14 protein-coding genes are annotated in these 15,164 nt (G+C 55.8%); 6 read left to right on the top strand and 8 right to left on the bottom strand.

The genetic code is table 11. The features are described from left to right. Positions 1 to 402: 402 nt before the first annotated feature. The 6 genes from FDG13_RS15360 (at position 403) to FDG13_RS15335 (ending at position 8,277) form a co-directional block, all read left to right on the top strand. Positions 403 to 1,545 carry an XRE family transcriptional regulator gene (locus FDG13_RS15360; RefSeq protein ID WP_218942742.1) on the top strand — a complete coding sequence of 381 codons (1,143 nt, stop codon included), beginning with the start codon at positions 403 to 405 and terminating at the stop codon, positions 1,543 to 1,545. Then, complete coding sequence (locus FDG13_RS15355) at positions 1,535 to 2,110, top strand: hypothetical protein (protein ID WP_180129372.1); 576 nt, start codon at positions 1,535 to 1,537, stop codon at positions 2,108 to 2,110. Before FDG13_RS15360 ends, FDG13_RS15355 begins: the two co-directional genes overlap by 11 nt. Before the next feature lie 154 nt (positions 2,111 to 2,264). Further along, positions 2,265 to 3,296, top strand: a complete 1,032-nt coding sequence (locus FDG13_RS15350) for a hypothetical protein (protein WP_180129370.1) — start codon at positions 2,265 to 2,267, stop codon at positions 3,294 to 3,296. A gap of 372 nt (positions 3,297 to 3,668) precedes the next feature. After that, on the top strand, positions 3,669 to 5,441 hold the full coding sequence (locus FDG13_RS15345; RefSeq protein ID WP_180129368.1) for a DUF262 domain-containing protein: 1,773 nt from the start codon (positions 3,669 to 3,671) through the stop codon (positions 5,439 to 5,441). After that, positions 5,438 to 7,624 (top strand): DUF262 domain-containing protein, encoded by a 2,187-nt coding sequence (locus tag FDG13_RS15340; RefSeq protein WP_180129365.1) that lies wholly within the window; start codon positions 5,438 to 5,440, stop codon positions 7,622 to 7,624. Before FDG13_RS15345 ends, FDG13_RS15340 begins: the two co-directional genes overlap by 4 nt. Before the next feature lie 290 nt (positions 7,625 to 7,914). Then, the gene (locus FDG13_RS15335; protein WP_180129364.1) at positions 7,915 to 8,277 is read left to right on the top strand and encodes a hypothetical protein; all 363 of its coding nucleotides are present in this window, start codon (positions 7,915 to 7,917) and stop codon (positions 8,275 to 8,277) included. Positions 8,278 to 8,341: 64 nt separating this feature from the next. Here the strand turns inward: FDG13_RS15335 and FDG13_RS15330 are convergent, their stop codons facing one another. The 8 genes from FDG13_RS15330 to FDG13_RS15295 form a co-directional block, all read right to left on the bottom strand. After that, positions 8,342 to 8,854: a hypothetical protein gene (locus FDG13_RS15330; protein ID WP_180129360.1), complete on the bottom strand. Its 513-nt coding sequence runs from the start codon at positions 8,852 to 8,854 to the stop codon at positions 8,342 to 8,344. A 27-nt stretch (positions 8,855 to 8,881) separates the two neighbouring features. After that, positions 8,882 to 9,049 (bottom strand): hypothetical protein, encoded by a 168-nt coding sequence (locus tag FDG13_RS15325; RefSeq protein WP_180129358.1) that lies wholly within the window; start codon positions 9,047 to 9,049, stop codon positions 8,882 to 8,884. Between the two features lie 5 nt (positions 9,050 to 9,054). After that, entirely contained in the window at positions 9,055 to 9,444 is a 390-nt protein-coding gene (locus tag FDG13_RS15320; RefSeq protein ID WP_180129355.1) for a hypothetical protein, read from the bottom strand. A 151-nt stretch (positions 9,445 to 9,595) separates the two neighbouring features. After that, entirely contained in the window at positions 9,596 to 10,321 is a 726-nt protein-coding gene (locus FDG13_RS21390) for a TniQ family protein (RefSeq protein WP_370528237.1), read from the bottom strand. Positions 10,322 to 10,363: 42 nt separating this feature from the next. Further along, positions 10,364 to 11,308 (bottom strand): TniQ family protein, encoded by a 945-nt coding sequence (locus FDG13_RS15310; protein WP_255435289.1) that lies wholly within the window; start codon positions 11,306 to 11,308, stop codon positions 10,364 to 10,366. 1 nt (position 11,309) lies between these two features. Further along, complete coding sequence (locus FDG13_RS15305; RefSeq protein WP_180129346.1) at positions 11,310 to 12,281, bottom strand: TniB family NTP-binding protein; 972 nt, start codon at positions 12,279 to 12,281, stop codon at positions 11,310 to 11,312. Further along, positions 12,278 to 14,131 carry a DDE-type integrase/transposase/recombinase gene (locus tag FDG13_RS15300; protein WP_180129342.1) on the bottom strand — a complete coding sequence of 618 codons (1,854 nt, stop codon included), beginning with the start codon at positions 14,129 to 14,131 and terminating at the stop codon, positions 12,278 to 12,280. Before FDG13_RS15300 ends, FDG13_RS15305 begins: the two co-directional genes overlap by 4 nt. Beyond that, complete coding sequence (locus tag FDG13_RS15295) at positions 14,094 to 14,879, bottom strand: TnsA endonuclease N-terminal domain-containing protein (protein WP_180129339.1); 786 nt, start codon at positions 14,877 to 14,879, stop codon at positions 14,094 to 14,096. The genes FDG13_RS15300 and FDG13_RS15295 overlap by 38 nt, the downstream gene beginning before the upstream one ends. Positions 14,880 to 15,164 lie beyond the last annotated feature (285 nt).

Below are 15,164 nucleotides of genomic sequence, written 5' to 3'. Positions count from 1 at the left end.
TAGCCGTCACACGAGCCAGTTCTCATTGGCTGCTATCGAGCAATGAGTACGAGCCGACCGAGAACCGCTGAGGGCCAGTTGCGGTCGCTGGCCAACGACTGCTTGGGAGACGCTCGAATTTCGATTGATGCGCGGCTATCAACTCAAAGGTCATCGTTGGGATTTGGCTGTGTCTGCCGGTCAACTTTTGCGAACAAGTGACTGTTGAGGCCGAAACCGGACATTGCCCAGCTCCGCGGTTGGATGTGCAGTACCGCCCAATGCAAACTTTTTAGAGATACAGCTCCGTCACTGTGTCCAGCGGCAACTTTTGCGATCCGAGAACTGACACGTCCGAACCAAAGCGGAAATCCGTTCCGCACAGCCAGTCACCGGCGACGGTCAGCTCTATGATATAGAGCCATGGCCATCAACCTGAAAACCTTGGGCTCTAAGCTCGCCAAATATCGTGAACAGCTCAAAGAGTCCATCATGGAGGTCGCCTCGGCGACCGGCATTGACGCCGCACGACTGATAGCCATCGAAGCCGGCCAGGTAGAACCCTCGGGCGATGATGTGCTGATACTGGCGGATCACTACCGCTGCGACTTCAAATTCTTCATCTCGAACGAACTGGTCGCCCCGTTCGAGCAAACCGAGACGCTCTATCGCGCCCATGGCAACGACTTTAAGAAAGAGGATCGACGGGCCATTCAAGACTTTCTCTACTTGTGCGAGACGGAAGACTTCCTGATGCGGGAGCTGGGGCATCCGCCCAAAGACTTTGCTTTTTCACCCAGCGGCGACTACTTCAAGGGCCATGGCGAGGCCGCCGCTGCCCGATTGCGCACTGCTCTGGGACACGATGACCGGGCTGTCCCGCGCGATGTCTACGCGGAGTTTCGAAGCGTCGGTGTCCATGTCTTCCGCCGTAAGCTAGGCAACTCGAACATCTCCGGCCTTTTCATCATGCATCCGGTTGCCGGAAAGTGCGCTTTGGTCAACCACAGCGAAGACATCTACCGACAGCGATTCAGTGCTGCTCACGAAATGGCCCATGCCATATTCGACTCTGCGCAAGGTGCAAGTGTCAGCTTCGATGGCCCCAGCGGGTCGGACTATTTGGAGCTTCGTGCCAATCGCTTCGCATCGTGTTTTTTGATGCCGCCCGTCTTCTTGAAGAAGCTGCCGCCACCAAACCAATGGAGCGATGCGGAGACCCAGCGATGGGCCAACGATTTGCGAGTGAGCTGTGTCGCGCTCGCCATCGCGCTCAAAGAGGCCCAGCTAATTGACCAAGCCAACTACGACCGCATCCGCCGATTGCGCGTGCCAAGCGAAGCAAAGCTCGACCCCGAATTGCCCGATATCCTCAACGCTACGCAACGCCTGCGTAAGGCTCACCTCCTAGAGCTTGGCCTCTCGGACTTCTACGTTGGCCTGTGCTTTGAGGGGTTTAGCTCTGGTGTGATCAGCATTGGTCGTTTGGCCGAAGCCCTGCTGTGCAGTCACGGCGAGCTCGACGAGCTGGCGAACCTTTATGGCCGGAAGCTCCATGGCCATTGATCCGTCGAAATTCCATCTGATCAATGTCGCCGACACATGTTCGGTGTGGAACGTGCTGTCGTCGACTCGACTGTACTCGGCCGCTAAGGAGGCGCATTGCGAGTTCTGCATCACCAGCTTCGTGCGCTACGAATGCCTGACCAAGCCGCGAAAGGCCTTATCACCAGCAGAGACCGAGCTGATGCGACGGCTGACTCAGGAACAGGCCCGAGGCGGCTTCGCAGCGCACTCCTGCGACATCGGCGACCTGCAGGACATCAAGATCCTGGAAAGCAGGAAAAAGCTAGGCAAGGGTGAGCTGTCTTCCATCGCCTTCGCCATGAAGATCGGCCAAGCCGTCATCACCGATGATATGAAGGCGCGCAAGCTCGCCGAGGATTCAGGGCATGCCCTAACGCAGACCACTTCTCACCTGTTCTCTTGGCTAATTTTCAAAGGACGTCTTGGCGACTCGGACAAGCCAACCGTCATCACACAGCACCAGTCCATGAAGCGACCACTCGCGCCGCACTTCGAGAAAGCCTATGAGATTGCGTTGCAATGCAAGTTGAATTCTGCGCCGTGAAACGTGCGCCTATTTGCGCGCTGGCACATGACATGGAGTCGTCGGACCAAGGTCTGCGACGCCGCGATCGACTCGCATTGATGCGCCGCGACGTCTGCTCAACATTGGCGCGCCTGGTGCATCAACGGAACTCCCCGCGAGCCTCAATTGATCCATGACATCCATCGACATCCAAAAGCTCGCGGCCATTCCCTATCTGGACGTTGCCAACCTCAATGGGCGCACCATCGGTTCGCTCATGTTTCATGATTCTGGTGCTTGGCGGACTTGGATCAAGGCCGGAGATCAGCTTGTCGAAATAAAGGCGTGGCCCGCTGAGTCGTTCTACTTCTCCAAGGACGCTGCCGACCCGAACGATATCGCCTTTCATTTCCTGGACTTCATGTCTCAGCGTGCCAGCTTTCCACAGGTGACATTGGCCTTGAATGGAATCCGTGACGATCTGTTTAACCTGTCGGCTTCGCTGGCAAAAATCGAACACCTCCAAGCAACTCAACTAGCTATCGGCGCTGGATCCAATCGAATGGTGGCCTCCGAGATTGAATATCTCTTCCTCGTCTGCCGAAGCATCTTCGACCTCTTGCAGGAAGTTGCGAAGGAGCTATGGGAGACCATAACGCTGGTTGATACCGCCATCGAAAAGAAGCCACTAAAGGACAGCTTCAACGCGATGACCCGCTTTGATGGGAAACCAGTCACCCGTGAAATCTTGGCTCGACGCTTTGGTCTGCCCGGCCCAATGGCGGACTATTACGTGAAGTGGCAAGGCTTCTTCGAATTGCTGCGAAGCTTTCGGGACAACATCGTCCATCATGGCTCTCAGGTTCAGACAATCTTCGCTGGCGAGTACGAATTTATGATCGCTAAGTCCCTGCGGCCCTTCAACGACTTGAACGTCTGGCGGGACGATGAGCGATTTCCGAACGACCTCGTGCCGCTCAAGCCGGCGCTGGGCGTGATCGTTCACGAAACGTTGTTGGCCTGCGAGGAGTTCAGCTGGATGCTTTCGAATATCGTCCAATTTCCTCCTCCAATCGTCCCTGGCATGCGATTGTTCATGCGGGGCCACTTCAATCAATCCTTCACCGCGATTCTGAGAGATGCTGCCGAGCGGCTTGTCCAGCCGAGTGCCGCAGCGGAGCCGTCATCGAACGCGACGCCACGCCCTCCTGACAGGTCCGCGTAGCTGATGCCTTTCTGTCGGTGAACCCAACTGTGTTCCACAGTGGGGCTGTGGGCCCAGCGCGACGGATAGCCGCTTTGGGTCGACTGAAGAGATCACTTCGGGCCAATTGCCACCGTTGGCGAGTATCAGGTTTGTGGTCTCGCTGGAAGTTGAAAACTGTCTAGGGAACGGGGCGAAATCCAGTGCCCCCTTGCGCAGTGTGGTCGACCATCTTTTGGACCGATGATTCCAAAGCTACGATCAACGATGGATGCCCACAAAGTGCAATGTCGGCCGCGCGACAAGTGGCAGAATGCCTCAGGGGAGAAGCACCGGCCGATCGACAGTGCACCTCGCGGCGCGGGTTCGCTCCGCTCACTACTTGGGAAATGCATGAGCACTGGTGATCTTCTATTGCGCTCGGTAAGCGAGCTGATGTCGGAGTCGTTCTTCATCCCAGCTTATCAGCGCGGGTACCGCTGGACCTCCAGACAGGTGACTGAGCTGCTCGACGATGTTGCCGCCTTCACCCAGCGGCCAAAGCCAGTGCAGGGGGACTTCTACTGCCTTCAGCCGATCGTTGTGACAAAGCGTGGCGACCAATGGGAGCTTATTGACGGGCAGCAGCGACTGACAACTATCTTCCTGGTACTCTCCTTCTTCAACAACCGCCTCGTCGAGGATGAGCGCTCAGAGATATTTTCTCTCAGCTACGAGACCCGGGCGAGCAGCGCAGCCTACCTGAAGTCCCTGAACGAGAAGGCGCGGGACGATAACATCGACTTCTTCCACATCTGGCAGGCGTACCAAACCATCCGCGAGTGGTTCAAGACCCGGATCAACCGCCTCAACTACATCCAGGGTGCCTTCCTGAACGAAGTCAAGGTCATTTGGTATGAGGTAGACCACTCAGTCGGACCTATCGAGGTCTTTACGCGCCTCAACGTGGGCAAGATCGCGCTGACAAATTCGGAACTCGTGAAGGCGCTGTTTCTCAAGGGCAGCAACTTCGACAGCGATGGCTCGCGGGCCAAGCAGTTGCAGCAGCTCAGAATAGCGCAGGACTGGGATGACATCGAGCGCCGCCTGCAGGAGCCAGGATTTTGGTACTTCATAACGAATCGCCAGCAGGAGGCGAACCGTATCGAGCTCATCCTGCAACTCCGGGCCGAGGAACTTGGTCGCGCGGCAACCCCCTGGGACATCAATAGCATGTTCCTTGCATTCAACGCGCATCTAGCCGAAAAGCGCGACGACGTTTCCATTGAGTGGAATGCGGTGAAGCGAATGTTCCTGCAGCTCGACGAGTGGTACAGGGATCGGTTCCTATATCACGTTGTCGGCTTCCTTTTGAGCCAAGACGTAAAGGTCGCACAGATCCGCGTACTCGCCCAAACGTCGGGTTCCAAGACTGCGTTCAGGACGGCGCTCATCGGGGAGGCGTTCAGGATAACCCTAGGCGTCCGCGTCGCGGGATCGGAGCTGGCTCGCGTTGTTAAGGACCGCGTCGCCGGGTTTGACTACGAGTCGCATGGGAGGTCGATTCGTCGCCTGCTTCTTCTGTTCAACATCGCTGCGCTTCTGGAACTGGGAGACAGCGGACCGTGGTTCCCTTTCGATCACTTCAAGAGTGAGCAGTGGGATCTTGAACACATTCGATCGGTCAAGTCGGACATGCCACAGCGCGTCGATGCGCAAAAGGCATGGCTCGGACAAGCCATCGAGTACTTCTCCGAGCCAGAGGCGGCAGCGGGCAGCGTAGCCAGCGCATTGGACCAGGCGCTACCCGAGCGCTTGAGCGCTCTGCGCGAGCAAGAGCCTTTTGATTCCGTGGCGTTCGAGGCTGCGTTCAACGACGTGATTGATCGATACGACCCGGGATCTGATGTCGAGGTCGACAACAGCGTGGGCAACCTGACATTGCTGGATGCCGGCACCAACCGAAGCTACGGGAATGCCATCTTTCCGATGAAGAGACGCCGTGTCATCGCGCTGGATAAGGCGGGACGTTTCGTTCCCCTGTGCACGAAGAATGCTTTCCTGAAGTACTACAGCAGCAAGGTCGACGCAATGTTCGTGTGGACTCGCACTGATGCCATGGAGCATCAAAACGCACTCGTCACGACCTTGGTCAGCTTCTTCGAGAAGCACGGAGACGCAGCATGAGCCAGGCACACCAACACTCGTTCGCTACGCTATTTTCGGCCATTGATGCGATCGAGATTCCGATCATCCAACGCGACTATGCTCAGGGTCGCAAACAGTCCGCCGATGTCCTCGATGCGTTCCTGGTTTCGCTCCGCAGCGCGTTGCTGGGTGAGTCCGGGCAATCGCTTGACCTTGACTTCATCTATGGGACCTTCGATGACGATGGCGGCAAGGTGCTCTCTCTACTCGACGGACAACAGCGGCTCACAACCCTCTTCCTGTTGCATTGGTACGTCGCGATGTGCGAAGGGCAGTTGGAGGACTTTAGGGCGCGGTGGACCAAGCGCGGGCGCTCGAGGTTCACCTATGCAACGCGACCAAGTTCCCTGGAGTTCTTCGACACATTGGCGAATGCCGTGGTTGACCTACCGTCCGGGGGCAGCGAGTGGAGCGGCAAGCTGTCTGCCGTCTTGATCGACAGCAACTGGTTCTTCCTGTCCTGGCGCAGCGACCCCACGGTGAAGGCGTGCATGACCACGCTCGACGCAATTGCCAGCCGGTTCGGCATCACCAAGGGCGTCTACCCGCGCCTTATTGACGAGGAGCGGCCACCGGTCACCTTCCATTTCCTCGACTTGGAACGCTTTGGCCTGACGGACGACCTATACATTAAGATGAACGCCCGCGGCAAGCCGCTGACGCCGTTCGAGAACTTCAAGGCGTGGCTCGTTGGGCGCGTGACCAATGAGCCGTGGTCCAAGGACTTTGACCTTGCGCTGGACCAGAAGTGGATGGACCTCTTCTGGCGGCTTGCCCCGAAGCAGAATAGCGCGGCCGTGGCGTCCGCCGTCGATGACCTATACCTGCGATTCATGTACGTGATGGCGTTCTTCGATGCCTGCATCCGGCTTGAACGCGGATACTCGGCCCCGAGGGCCGTGGTCGATTGGCTTCAGAAGCTGCGCCAGGCTCGCGGATACATCCCCCTTCGCGAGCTAGAGGCGCAGGGTGCATTCGCCGTATCAGCGGTCCGGGTCATATCGATCGTCCTGGAGCATCTCTCAAGGCCCAACTCCCCAGCAGACATCAAGACCCTTGAGCGAGCCCTGGCCCCCACGAGCGACTATGCCGACTTGGTTCGCCTATTCAGCGTCGTTGCCTGGGCAAATAGTGACGCGGTGAAGTCCGATAGGCCCAACTTGGAGGCTGAGAGGGCGAGGTGGGATCGCGTGATCTCGAACCTGCTTGCCAACCATCGCATCGATGAGGTGTACACGGCGAGCACCACCATCAGGGGCGTGCAAGCGCTAGCCTCTCAGGCGGGCGATCTCTACTACGCGCTGTCGAAGGCTGACGCCATCCCTGGATTCGGCATGGAACAGGCGAAGGAGGAAATCCGAAAGGCCCGCCTGATCGTCGAGGATCCGACGCGAGAGTCGCTCTTCACCGAAGCCGAGTCACACCCATATCTCCAAGGAAGGATCGGCTTTCTGCTTGACTTCAGCGGCGCACCCGAAGAGCCCCTCGACCGCGATGCATTTGTCCGTTACGCGCAACGCGCTCGAGCCGTGCTTGATGAAGGCATCCGCGCTTCGGCCGAGCACCTGCTCGAACGGGCGATGCTGTCCATCGAGGACTACCTCATCGAGCGCGGAGCTTCCAAGTTCTCCTTCTGCAACGCAGACGGCGGCACATACCGCGAGAGATCTGAAAACTGGTTCAGGGTTGTCGGACGACCATCCTTCAGGTCGCTGCTGGATCGCGTGGATGGCGACGCGCGTAGTTCGCTCAGGGTGCTAATTGGCGCGGCGACTTGTACGGATTGGCGTCGGTACGTTATCGCCGAGCCCCACCTCATAGACTACTGCAAGGAGCGTCTCGTACACCGAGGTGCGTCGGATGATATCTACCTGGTTTCGCGCAAGCGGCTGTCTGGATATCACGCGGAGCTGCGCAGCTACGCGCTTTACTGGGCACTGCAGACACGTTCGAAGGATGTCTTGCCAGGACTTCGATACCGCTATGAGGAGACGTACGACGAGACTCTGCCGGGTCTGATCGTTCAAATTGATGCACAGGACCTGCGAGTCACCTACGGTTCTGGATCGTGGAGCTGTTCGAATCCTTCGGGACAAGTGCCTTTTCCGGTCACACTCGTCGGATTTATGGACTCGTACGGCTTCACAGAACCAAAGACCTAAGGGTGGATATCGGGGCCATAGTGGAGGCGTCAGTCACCAGTTCTCCCAGTGTCTAAAACGGTTCGGGAGCCGCTCTCCAACTGTCGTTGTCCAACGACAGTAATCGCTGCATTCCGACTCTTTATCGTAACCGCCTGCTGGGCCACTCCTGAATGACCGGTATCAGGCAATTTATCCGAACCATGCAAGTTCTGCTTTGGGTCGGCTGCAGCTTCAGTCAGTCCAATTATCCAGTTAGGCTAACGGGCACTTCGAGCGGAACGCTGCACATCTGACGCAAAATGGCGGACATGCACCATCAGGAACAAGACGCCCGAAGCCTCGCGCTGCAAGCTGCGGCAATTGGACTGATGCGGACTGACGAATCGCTGATCCAGCAAGCACTGGATAGATTGGCACGGTGGGATACCCATGTCAGCGCACGCTCCAAGCCGCTACGCGACGAATGGGTGCGGATACTGCGAGAACGGGATTGGGATTTAGCGCTATCAACCAGTGAGCGCGGCAACCAGCTACGCCAGGCATCGCCAGTGTCCTGCGTGCTACCTACAGAGCAGCGGCTTGAGATTATTCGGGCTACGTCAAAACATCGTGATCAACCCGATGTACTCATTCTTGAGCACATCACCAAGGCATTGGCACGCGCCAGTTGATTGAATGCCGATTCCTGGGGATAGGGCTCAGGGTGAGTGACACCATCAAAGTCCAGAAAGAGGATCATGTTTGAATCCTCTTGATCGGCTCCATGAAGGCCTTCCAGGCGTGGTACCCGGCCATCAGCGCACGTGCGTCAGCCAGGGCGTGGTGAGGTGGCCACTGCGGGGTATAGGTAGCATTCTTTGCCTGGTCAAACACAGGATGCGCGATGGTGCGCCTGTCCAAGTGGAGTTTGTCCCCCACGTTGGGCGGTAGCTTCTTGTGGGTCACGTCCAGCAAGGTCGACACCAAAAGCAGCCAGTCCCCTTCAAAGTCAAAGATGAGCGTGGCAGGTTCCGGCAGTTTTCCAAACCACTCGTGCAGCCGCCTTGTGAGTTGTAGGCGGTCGCAGGAAGCACCGGAGACACGGTGCAGCACTGGCAAAACTTCTTTGCGCACAAAGTCGCTGCATTCGTCCTGTTTGAAGTCCGTTCGCTCGGCGTAAAACTCCTTCCCGTCGTCGGCCACCAGCGCGAGGCTAATCAGATCGTGTTTTGCAAAATCGGTGAATTCCGTATCCAAAAAAACCAGCATGGCATCCGCAGTCTCAAAACTTGGTCGTCACCGACCATTGCGCTCAACCGTCTCAACACTAACCGGCCCCAACTTTCGCAGCAAATGCAAGCCCGTTGTGTCCAGGCGGTAGATGTACAGAGTCGAAGTCCAAGGGTTGAGCAACACCAGCTCACGCACGCGGCGCTCCATCGGTTTAATTTCGGGTTTGTTCATTTCTGTTACCAGGTAAAGGCCGCTTGGTGTCTGCGCATGGCGGTTTCGATGACCATCTGTTCTTCTGTGCGTGGTCCTTGATAGGTCACAAACAGTGGCAGCGGCCAGATCGCATTGTCATCAAGGAACGTGACGTCGCTTTGTTTTGTTGGCTGCCAGATCGGTGGCTCTTGTGTGAGGATCTGGAGATCCACAGCACCGGCACTCGCCTCTAATTCCCGTTCGATCTGGGCATCCAAGTTGACCAGATAGATACGGGCCTCGATCAGGGACTTAACACGCTCTGGCCAGCCTTGTTGCCAGCGGTTGGCAATCGACACCGCAATGGAGCCCATGTCTTCGATTTGCTGAGCACCTTGGGGGCCATAAATTTCACGGCGAACAAGCTCTTCCATTGGTGCACCTTAGCGTTGGTTACAAAACGATCTCCGGTACTCAGGGTTTGGAGTTGAAAACCGCCTGAGCCGTCATTGATTGTGAATGGCAAGACTGCGAACTCACAAAGTTAACAGTGATGCATCCCTCCGATGCATCCAGCGTAGGCATCTACGCCCCCATTTTCTGTCGCAAATGATCAACTCGAGACTTCAAACCCAACGCGAACATCCCTTGCCTCTCCAGTTGAGGCAAAGAGATGCGTGCGTCCGTATCACCAGAAAAAGGCATTAAACATCTCCCCGTCAGGATCGATGCGACAAAGACTCCCCCATTCATTAAGCGCAGTCTCTCCTTGCGTGCAAATACCCGTTTTGGGATAGCGTCAATTTTTAATGGCACACCACGCCACAGAAATTTGGAACACTGAAGGCACTGGCTGGCAAACGTGTGACTACCACGACGTACACCACACGTGGCCCAGTCTTGGAGGGGGCATACCATGGCCCCGCAGTGCGGACAGTTTTCCTCCATCAGACATCGGTGAACCGCACAAACCCTATAAGCGTCGATCCGCCAATGAAGCGGGAAATATGGCGTTCTGCATCCCTTCAGGCACTCCATACAAAAGCGATATCTTGGCGCTGACCCTTCTTGGAGAAAAATGGGATTGCGCATTTCCAACGAATGGGCATATCTCAAAACACGCGCAGCTTCATCAAAAACCCCGCCGTCAAGGCCAGACAACTCGGCAACACGAGCAGGCTCCATCGCCAGGAAGTCAAGATCGACATCCGGTTGTCTAGAAAATCCCAAGAAGCGCTTCACCCCGTTCAATGACTCCCCCTGACTCAGCGCCACTCTAGGCAACCAGGACGACGGTAGCTCCAACGACATGGGTGCTGGCACGGCATACAACCTTTGTTGCGACTCCACTCTTTAATCCTCAAACAACGGCATCTGGCAGAGAACGGTTCGTTGGCTCCCAAACCTTGCAAGGACTTCGATGCCGAATACATCACGCAATAGCTTGATGGCGACTTGCTGGTCAGCATGGCGCACAAATGACAGTGCCAAACTCTCCAGGCCGCCCTCCCAGATCCAGGGGGACAACTGCTTGGTGTCCTTTGACACGGTGTAATCCGATAACCGCTGAACTGCGCGACAACACACGCCACGCCAGAATTCCACAGGCATCTTCGCAACACTGGCATTGACCACCTTCTGGTGAGGCTGCAACTGCACGCCGAAGGCCTGTATCAACGCCAAAAAGCCATCAAGCGACAGCTCAACCATCCATGTCGGCAGGGCACCTGACATTCCCTCAAACCGACAGCCACTCGCAAAATAGTTGGCAATGCGACCGGCCACCCATACTTCCGAAGCGTCTGGATGCATAACCTGATCATGATCGGATTGCAAATAGGCACCACATTGGCAAACATCCACCGCTGGTCGATGCCAGCGCAAAGGACTGCCACAGACTTTGCACTGCTCCACCATGGGGGTCCGATGTATGTGACAAACGGTGTATAGCCGAGAGTCCCACAAAGCCTTGCAATACCCGTCACGGTGAACACAGGCCACACAAACTTGTGGCTTGGAGAGCCTCAACAGTTCTGTTCGCAGAATGATCTGTCCACCGACCCGATAGGCCAGGGCATCCATGTGCTTTCGCTTGTCAACCAGGATGTCCTGAAGCTCATGGGCAGGGATCGCCAACACCCCCGCCAAGCTGGCGGCGTCTGAACTCCAGATCGTGCGAACAGAGGAAATCCCACACAAGTCTCGAAGACCATGCAGGCTCACCCCGTTCGCAGTGGCGCAGCGCAGCAGGAAGCCCATTCCGCTCTCACCCTGCTGCGCCGAACACCCTACCGGCAAACTATGCCGACACTGGACCAAATGGGTTCTCCTTCAGGGAAGCCGCACCATAGATCAAGCTGTACGCCTTCTGGATGTGGAAAATCTCCGCTTTCGCGGCTCCACTGTCCACGGCCACCAGCACAATCTCTGTCAACAACCGCTTCAAGCTGCGAAGGTTGCCCTCTGTCACCTTGAAGAGCTTCAGGGAAACCTCCTTCTCCAAAAGCACGTGGATATCAAACTGGTTGGACTGCTGAACAAATCCTCTGAGCAGACCAATCCAGGTGGCGTCGTACTTAAACAGATCCAACCGATGACACCCAACCACACGACTGGCCAAGGCTTGGTCCAACTCAGCAAACCCCTCCAGGGCGTTGATGCCAGAGAAGACCGTGCCAATCAGCGCCTCATCCATCAGAAGACGAATGAAATCCGTTGGCGAGGTACCCTCCTCCTGTGAAGATTTCTTTCGGCCTGGCATGGGTGCCAGGTTGTGGGCCTCATCAAACATGATGAGTTGCGTGCCCTTTTGCCGAATGGCTTCCAGCAGAACAGTAATGCGCTGCTCCATGGCATCCCAAGTGACCCGCCTGAATGGGTAGCCGTAGATGCGCAGCAATCGGCTGACCAGGTATGGCGTGGACACATTCATCGGTACACGCACATAAATGGCGCCTAGACCTTCCGCAAACAGCGACGATTTGGGCAGTGAGCGCTGAAAGTACTTCAACAAGGACGTCTTGCCAGTCCCAGACGACCCGATCAGACGCATGCCGTGGGGCATGTCGACCTTGGTCGATAACTGGAAAATCCGGTCCAGCGCCGCCAAGGCGTCCGAGAACGCCGGGTGGTTGATGAACATCTGGTCAACAGGCAGCCCAATTTTGAGAGCCTTATCAGAGTACATTTTTAGCCGTCTGGCCTCCATTTCACGGTCTTCGGAAGAAAACTCGAAACGGTCATCATCGTCGTCACACACGGTTGTCATCATGTTGGGTTCCTCATCACAAAAGTCTCGAAAGATTGAATGTCGTTTTCAGCAGGAAAGACGTAGTCCTCTTGGCTCAGCATCTTGGATGCGGGTAGATGCGGTGCCAACGTCTGGTCTGGCAGCAAAATCTGGTTGGAAGAAAGACCAGAGAACTTGGCAGCAGTGCGGGTGTCCTGTGATCGATTGCTGCGGGCAATGCCGTTCATCCACAGTTCATGCAACTCTTGGCGCGCCAACAAAAGTTGATCCACACCGCCACCTCTGACGTGTTTTTCACGGGCATGCTTGCGAATCAGGCGATGCTGGTTCCAGGACAACCCGTTTGTGTAGTCAGGCCGCAGGCTCGGGACGGGCAACCAGTCTTTGTTCACCGGGTGCTGCAAGTAGATGAAAGACAAGTTGTCTGGATTCCATTTCACGCCGGTTTTGAAGGTATGCCCCACCTCTTTTTTCATAGCCAGCACAGCGCTGGATGAATAAGAAATGCCAGGCAAACTTACGCCACCAGGCCCCACAGTCAAGTCCTTGCGCATCGCTGCGATCAGATCCAGTTGGTCCATTGACCATTGAAATGTCGGTGGACGCAAGCTATTGAAGCTGTCTTGGAACGCCGCAAATGGGGTTACCAACTTACGTTCATTGAGCTCAAACGGGTAAACGTCCACAACAAACTTGATCAACCCACGAACAAGATCGCTGAACAGGATCGCTGCGTCTTTTTTTGGATCGAGCTGCAAAACGTTGGCTTCCGGCTTTCGAATGCGCCCCCTTGCCAAAGAAAAGTAGTCCAAGTTGGCAAAGAAACGTTCGACATGCGGCTTGAGCCATGGTGAGCGAACGCGGCAGTATTCCAGGTCGATACCGAGCTCCCAGGCAGCCAGTTGGAACACCCGAGCATGAAACTCCATGCCGTTGTCCAAGACCAGTGTTTCTCCGATACCAAAGGCAATCCAGGGTTGCTTGGCGCCTGCTGCGCGGGCCAAATCATCTTTTGGCTGAATCGCGTTCTTAACAACGTTGAGCACGCTGGTGATACCAGGACCATAGAAAGACACGTACAGACCAACAACGTAGCCACTCATGGCGTCCACAATGATGGTCAAAGTGGGCCGTCCCAAAGGTAAACCCGTGCGGTCACAGATTACCACCCAGTTCAACAATGCGTGGTCGCACTGCAAACGCTGCATGGCGCGCACCGCCAGGGTACCCTCAACAGATGTACGGAACAGGGGCCGTGCATAGCCAGCACCATAGCGAGCCTTCGCACGCTCATAGGCCCCAAACTCAGATAGGCGGCGGCTCACTGTGGCGAGACTGACACGAGACTGGTCTTCCTCGAGCTTTTTGGCCTGAACCAGTTTCTTGAGCTCCAGCAAGATCTGCTCGTGCGCATGACGCAAGGTATGGCGCGCCGTCGTTAGATAGACGCTGCGCAGCCTTTTTTGGATTACCTCTTCGACCAAGGACGGCAACCTGCGATTACGTCGCCGATGCCTGTTCCCAGACAAAAGCGCGGCGGGGCTACCGCATGAAAGATCGTACTTGCGCATCCACACAGCTAAAGTCAATGGTGCCGGGGGCGATTTGTCCCCCAGGGCAGTGGCGATTTCGGGTGTTGCCTTACCGATCCGATCTACTTGCCCTCTGGTGATGCCACGTTTTCGCAGGGCTTTCACCCAGTTGATACACCGCTCAAGGCGAGACTGATCCTTGGCACCCAGCGATGCGATGTCAAATATCAGCTCTGGAGGTTTGCTCTCCCCACTTGTGTTTGTTTCATCTGAACAATCGCCGATGACCGGCTGTATCTTTTTAGACATCACCTCCGCGTAGAAGGTCGACAATTTCATGGTCTGCACAAAGTGGGTCCGCTGGTCTTGAAACTGAACCTTGTTGCCCTCCAACAACCTGAGAAACTCCAGCTGTTGGGACCCACGCCGCACAACCAAACCAACTTCCAAACTGAACTGACGCATTTTTGATCTCCAAATTGGGGGCGAATAACAGGTCGTCGTCGCTGATGAGCAAGTCTTTGCTCAAGACAACATGGCGATGGGCGACAAAAGAAAGCAACTGCTCTTGCGAAAGACAGAGGTCCTTCTTGAAACGCTTGATGGATATGCCTTTGTTACGCTGGCTGACATGGGCCACTGCCTCTCGCACAAGCGCCGGATCAAGGTGATGCATGGCATATCGGCGAATCAGAAGCGCCCGCTCCGCTCTGCGCTGCCCTTCGATTTGTCCTTGATGGACCACAAAATAGCGAAACCCGGCCACCTGACACAGTCTGGAAATCTCATCAAAACGGTCCTTTGCCTCTTTGACGCGCTCTGCTCGCTTGACTTCAATCACGACCTTTTCTCCATTGGAAAAAGTGAGTAAGAAGTCCGGGGTGTAGCGCTTACCGTGTTCCACAAGCGTCATGTGGAAGGGTTGGTGCTGGATGAATGTGAGCCCGGGAAACAGGATGGCCCTGAGCACGAAGTGCTTTTCCAAGCGACTTTCGTGTTCAATTGGCCGATCCTGGAACCACGGACAGTTGATCAGTCCTACGTTGCGTTTGGGCGAACGTGTGACGACCTTGCGTGCTGCAGGCATGTATCTCTCCTAAAAATGGGCTACTTTTTTGAATAGTTAGTGGTCCTGTGAAAAACGACTTGACACAGTCATCCACTGGAGAGATACTTTCTCAGGGCCTCTAAACCTGAGGGAGCTCTTAATCCAGCTTCTGGCATGCGCCGATCATTCGTAATGGGTGGTTGGCGTTTTGCTTTTAGGGGGGTAGTCTCCTTTCTTTCTGGGTCCGATACGACTCTTTGGGCATACTCATAAATTGCAAGTGGACTAACCACAAGCCATGATTAATAGGGTAGGCCCCAATAC

The sequence above is a fragment of the Rhodoferax sp. BLA1 genome, assembly GCF_013416775.1.
In the GTDB taxonomy this organism is placed as follows: domain Bacteria; phylum Pseudomonadota; class Gammaproteobacteria; order Burkholderiales; family Burkholderiaceae_C; genus Rhodoferax.
The sequence above is the reverse complement of the archived record's forward strand: the minus strand, read 5'-3'. Positions and strand labels throughout refer to the sequence as shown.

Coding starts and splice junctions, on each gene's coding strand:
- FDG13_RS15325 (WP_180129358.1), bottom strand. CDS start 9,049: ATGAACAAACCCGAAATTAAACCGATGGAGCGCCGCGTGCGTGAGCTG.
- FDG13_RS21390 (WP_370528237.1), bottom strand. CDS start 10,321: ATGTCGTTGGAGCTACCGTCGTCCTGGTTGCCTAGAGTGGCGCTGAGT.
- FDG13_RS15320 (WP_180129355.1), bottom strand. CDS start 9,444: ATGGAAGAGCTTGTTCGCCGTGAAATTTATGGCCCCCAAGGTGCTCAG.
- FDG13_RS15295 (WP_180129339.1), bottom strand. CDS start 14,879: ATGCCTGCAGCACGCAAGGTCGTCACACGTTCGCCCAAACGCAACGTA.
- FDG13_RS15335 (WP_180129364.1), top strand. CDS start 7,915: ATGCACCATCAGGAACAAGACGCCCGAAGCCTCGCGCTGCAAGCTGCG.
- FDG13_RS15340 (WP_180129365.1), top strand. CDS start 5,438: ATGAGCCAGGCACACCAACACTCGTTCGCTACGCTATTTTCGGCCATT.
- FDG13_RS15355 (WP_180129372.1), top strand. CDS start 1,535: ATGGCCATTGATCCGTCGAAATTCCATCTGATCAATGTCGCCGACACA.
- FDG13_RS15345 (WP_180129368.1), top strand. CDS start 3,669: ATGAGCACTGGTGATCTTCTATTGCGCTCGGTAAGCGAGCTGATGTCG.
- FDG13_RS15360 (WP_218942742.1), top strand. CDS start 403: ATGGCCATCAACCTGAAAACCTTGGGCTCTAAGCTCGCCAAATATCGT.
- FDG13_RS15330 (WP_180129360.1), bottom strand. CDS start 8,854: ATGCTGGTTTTTTTGGATACGGAATTCACCGATTTTGCAAAACACGAT.
- FDG13_RS15305 (WP_180129346.1), bottom strand. CDS start 12,281: ATGATGACAACCGTGTGTGACGACGATGATGACCGTTTCGAGTTTTCT.
- FDG13_RS15300 (WP_180129342.1), bottom strand. CDS start 14,131: ATGAAATTGTCGACCTTCTACGCGGAGGTGATGTCTAAAAAGATACAG.
- FDG13_RS15350 (WP_180129370.1), top strand. CDS start 2,265: ATGACATCCATCGACATCCAAAAGCTCGCGGCCATTCCCTATCTGGAC.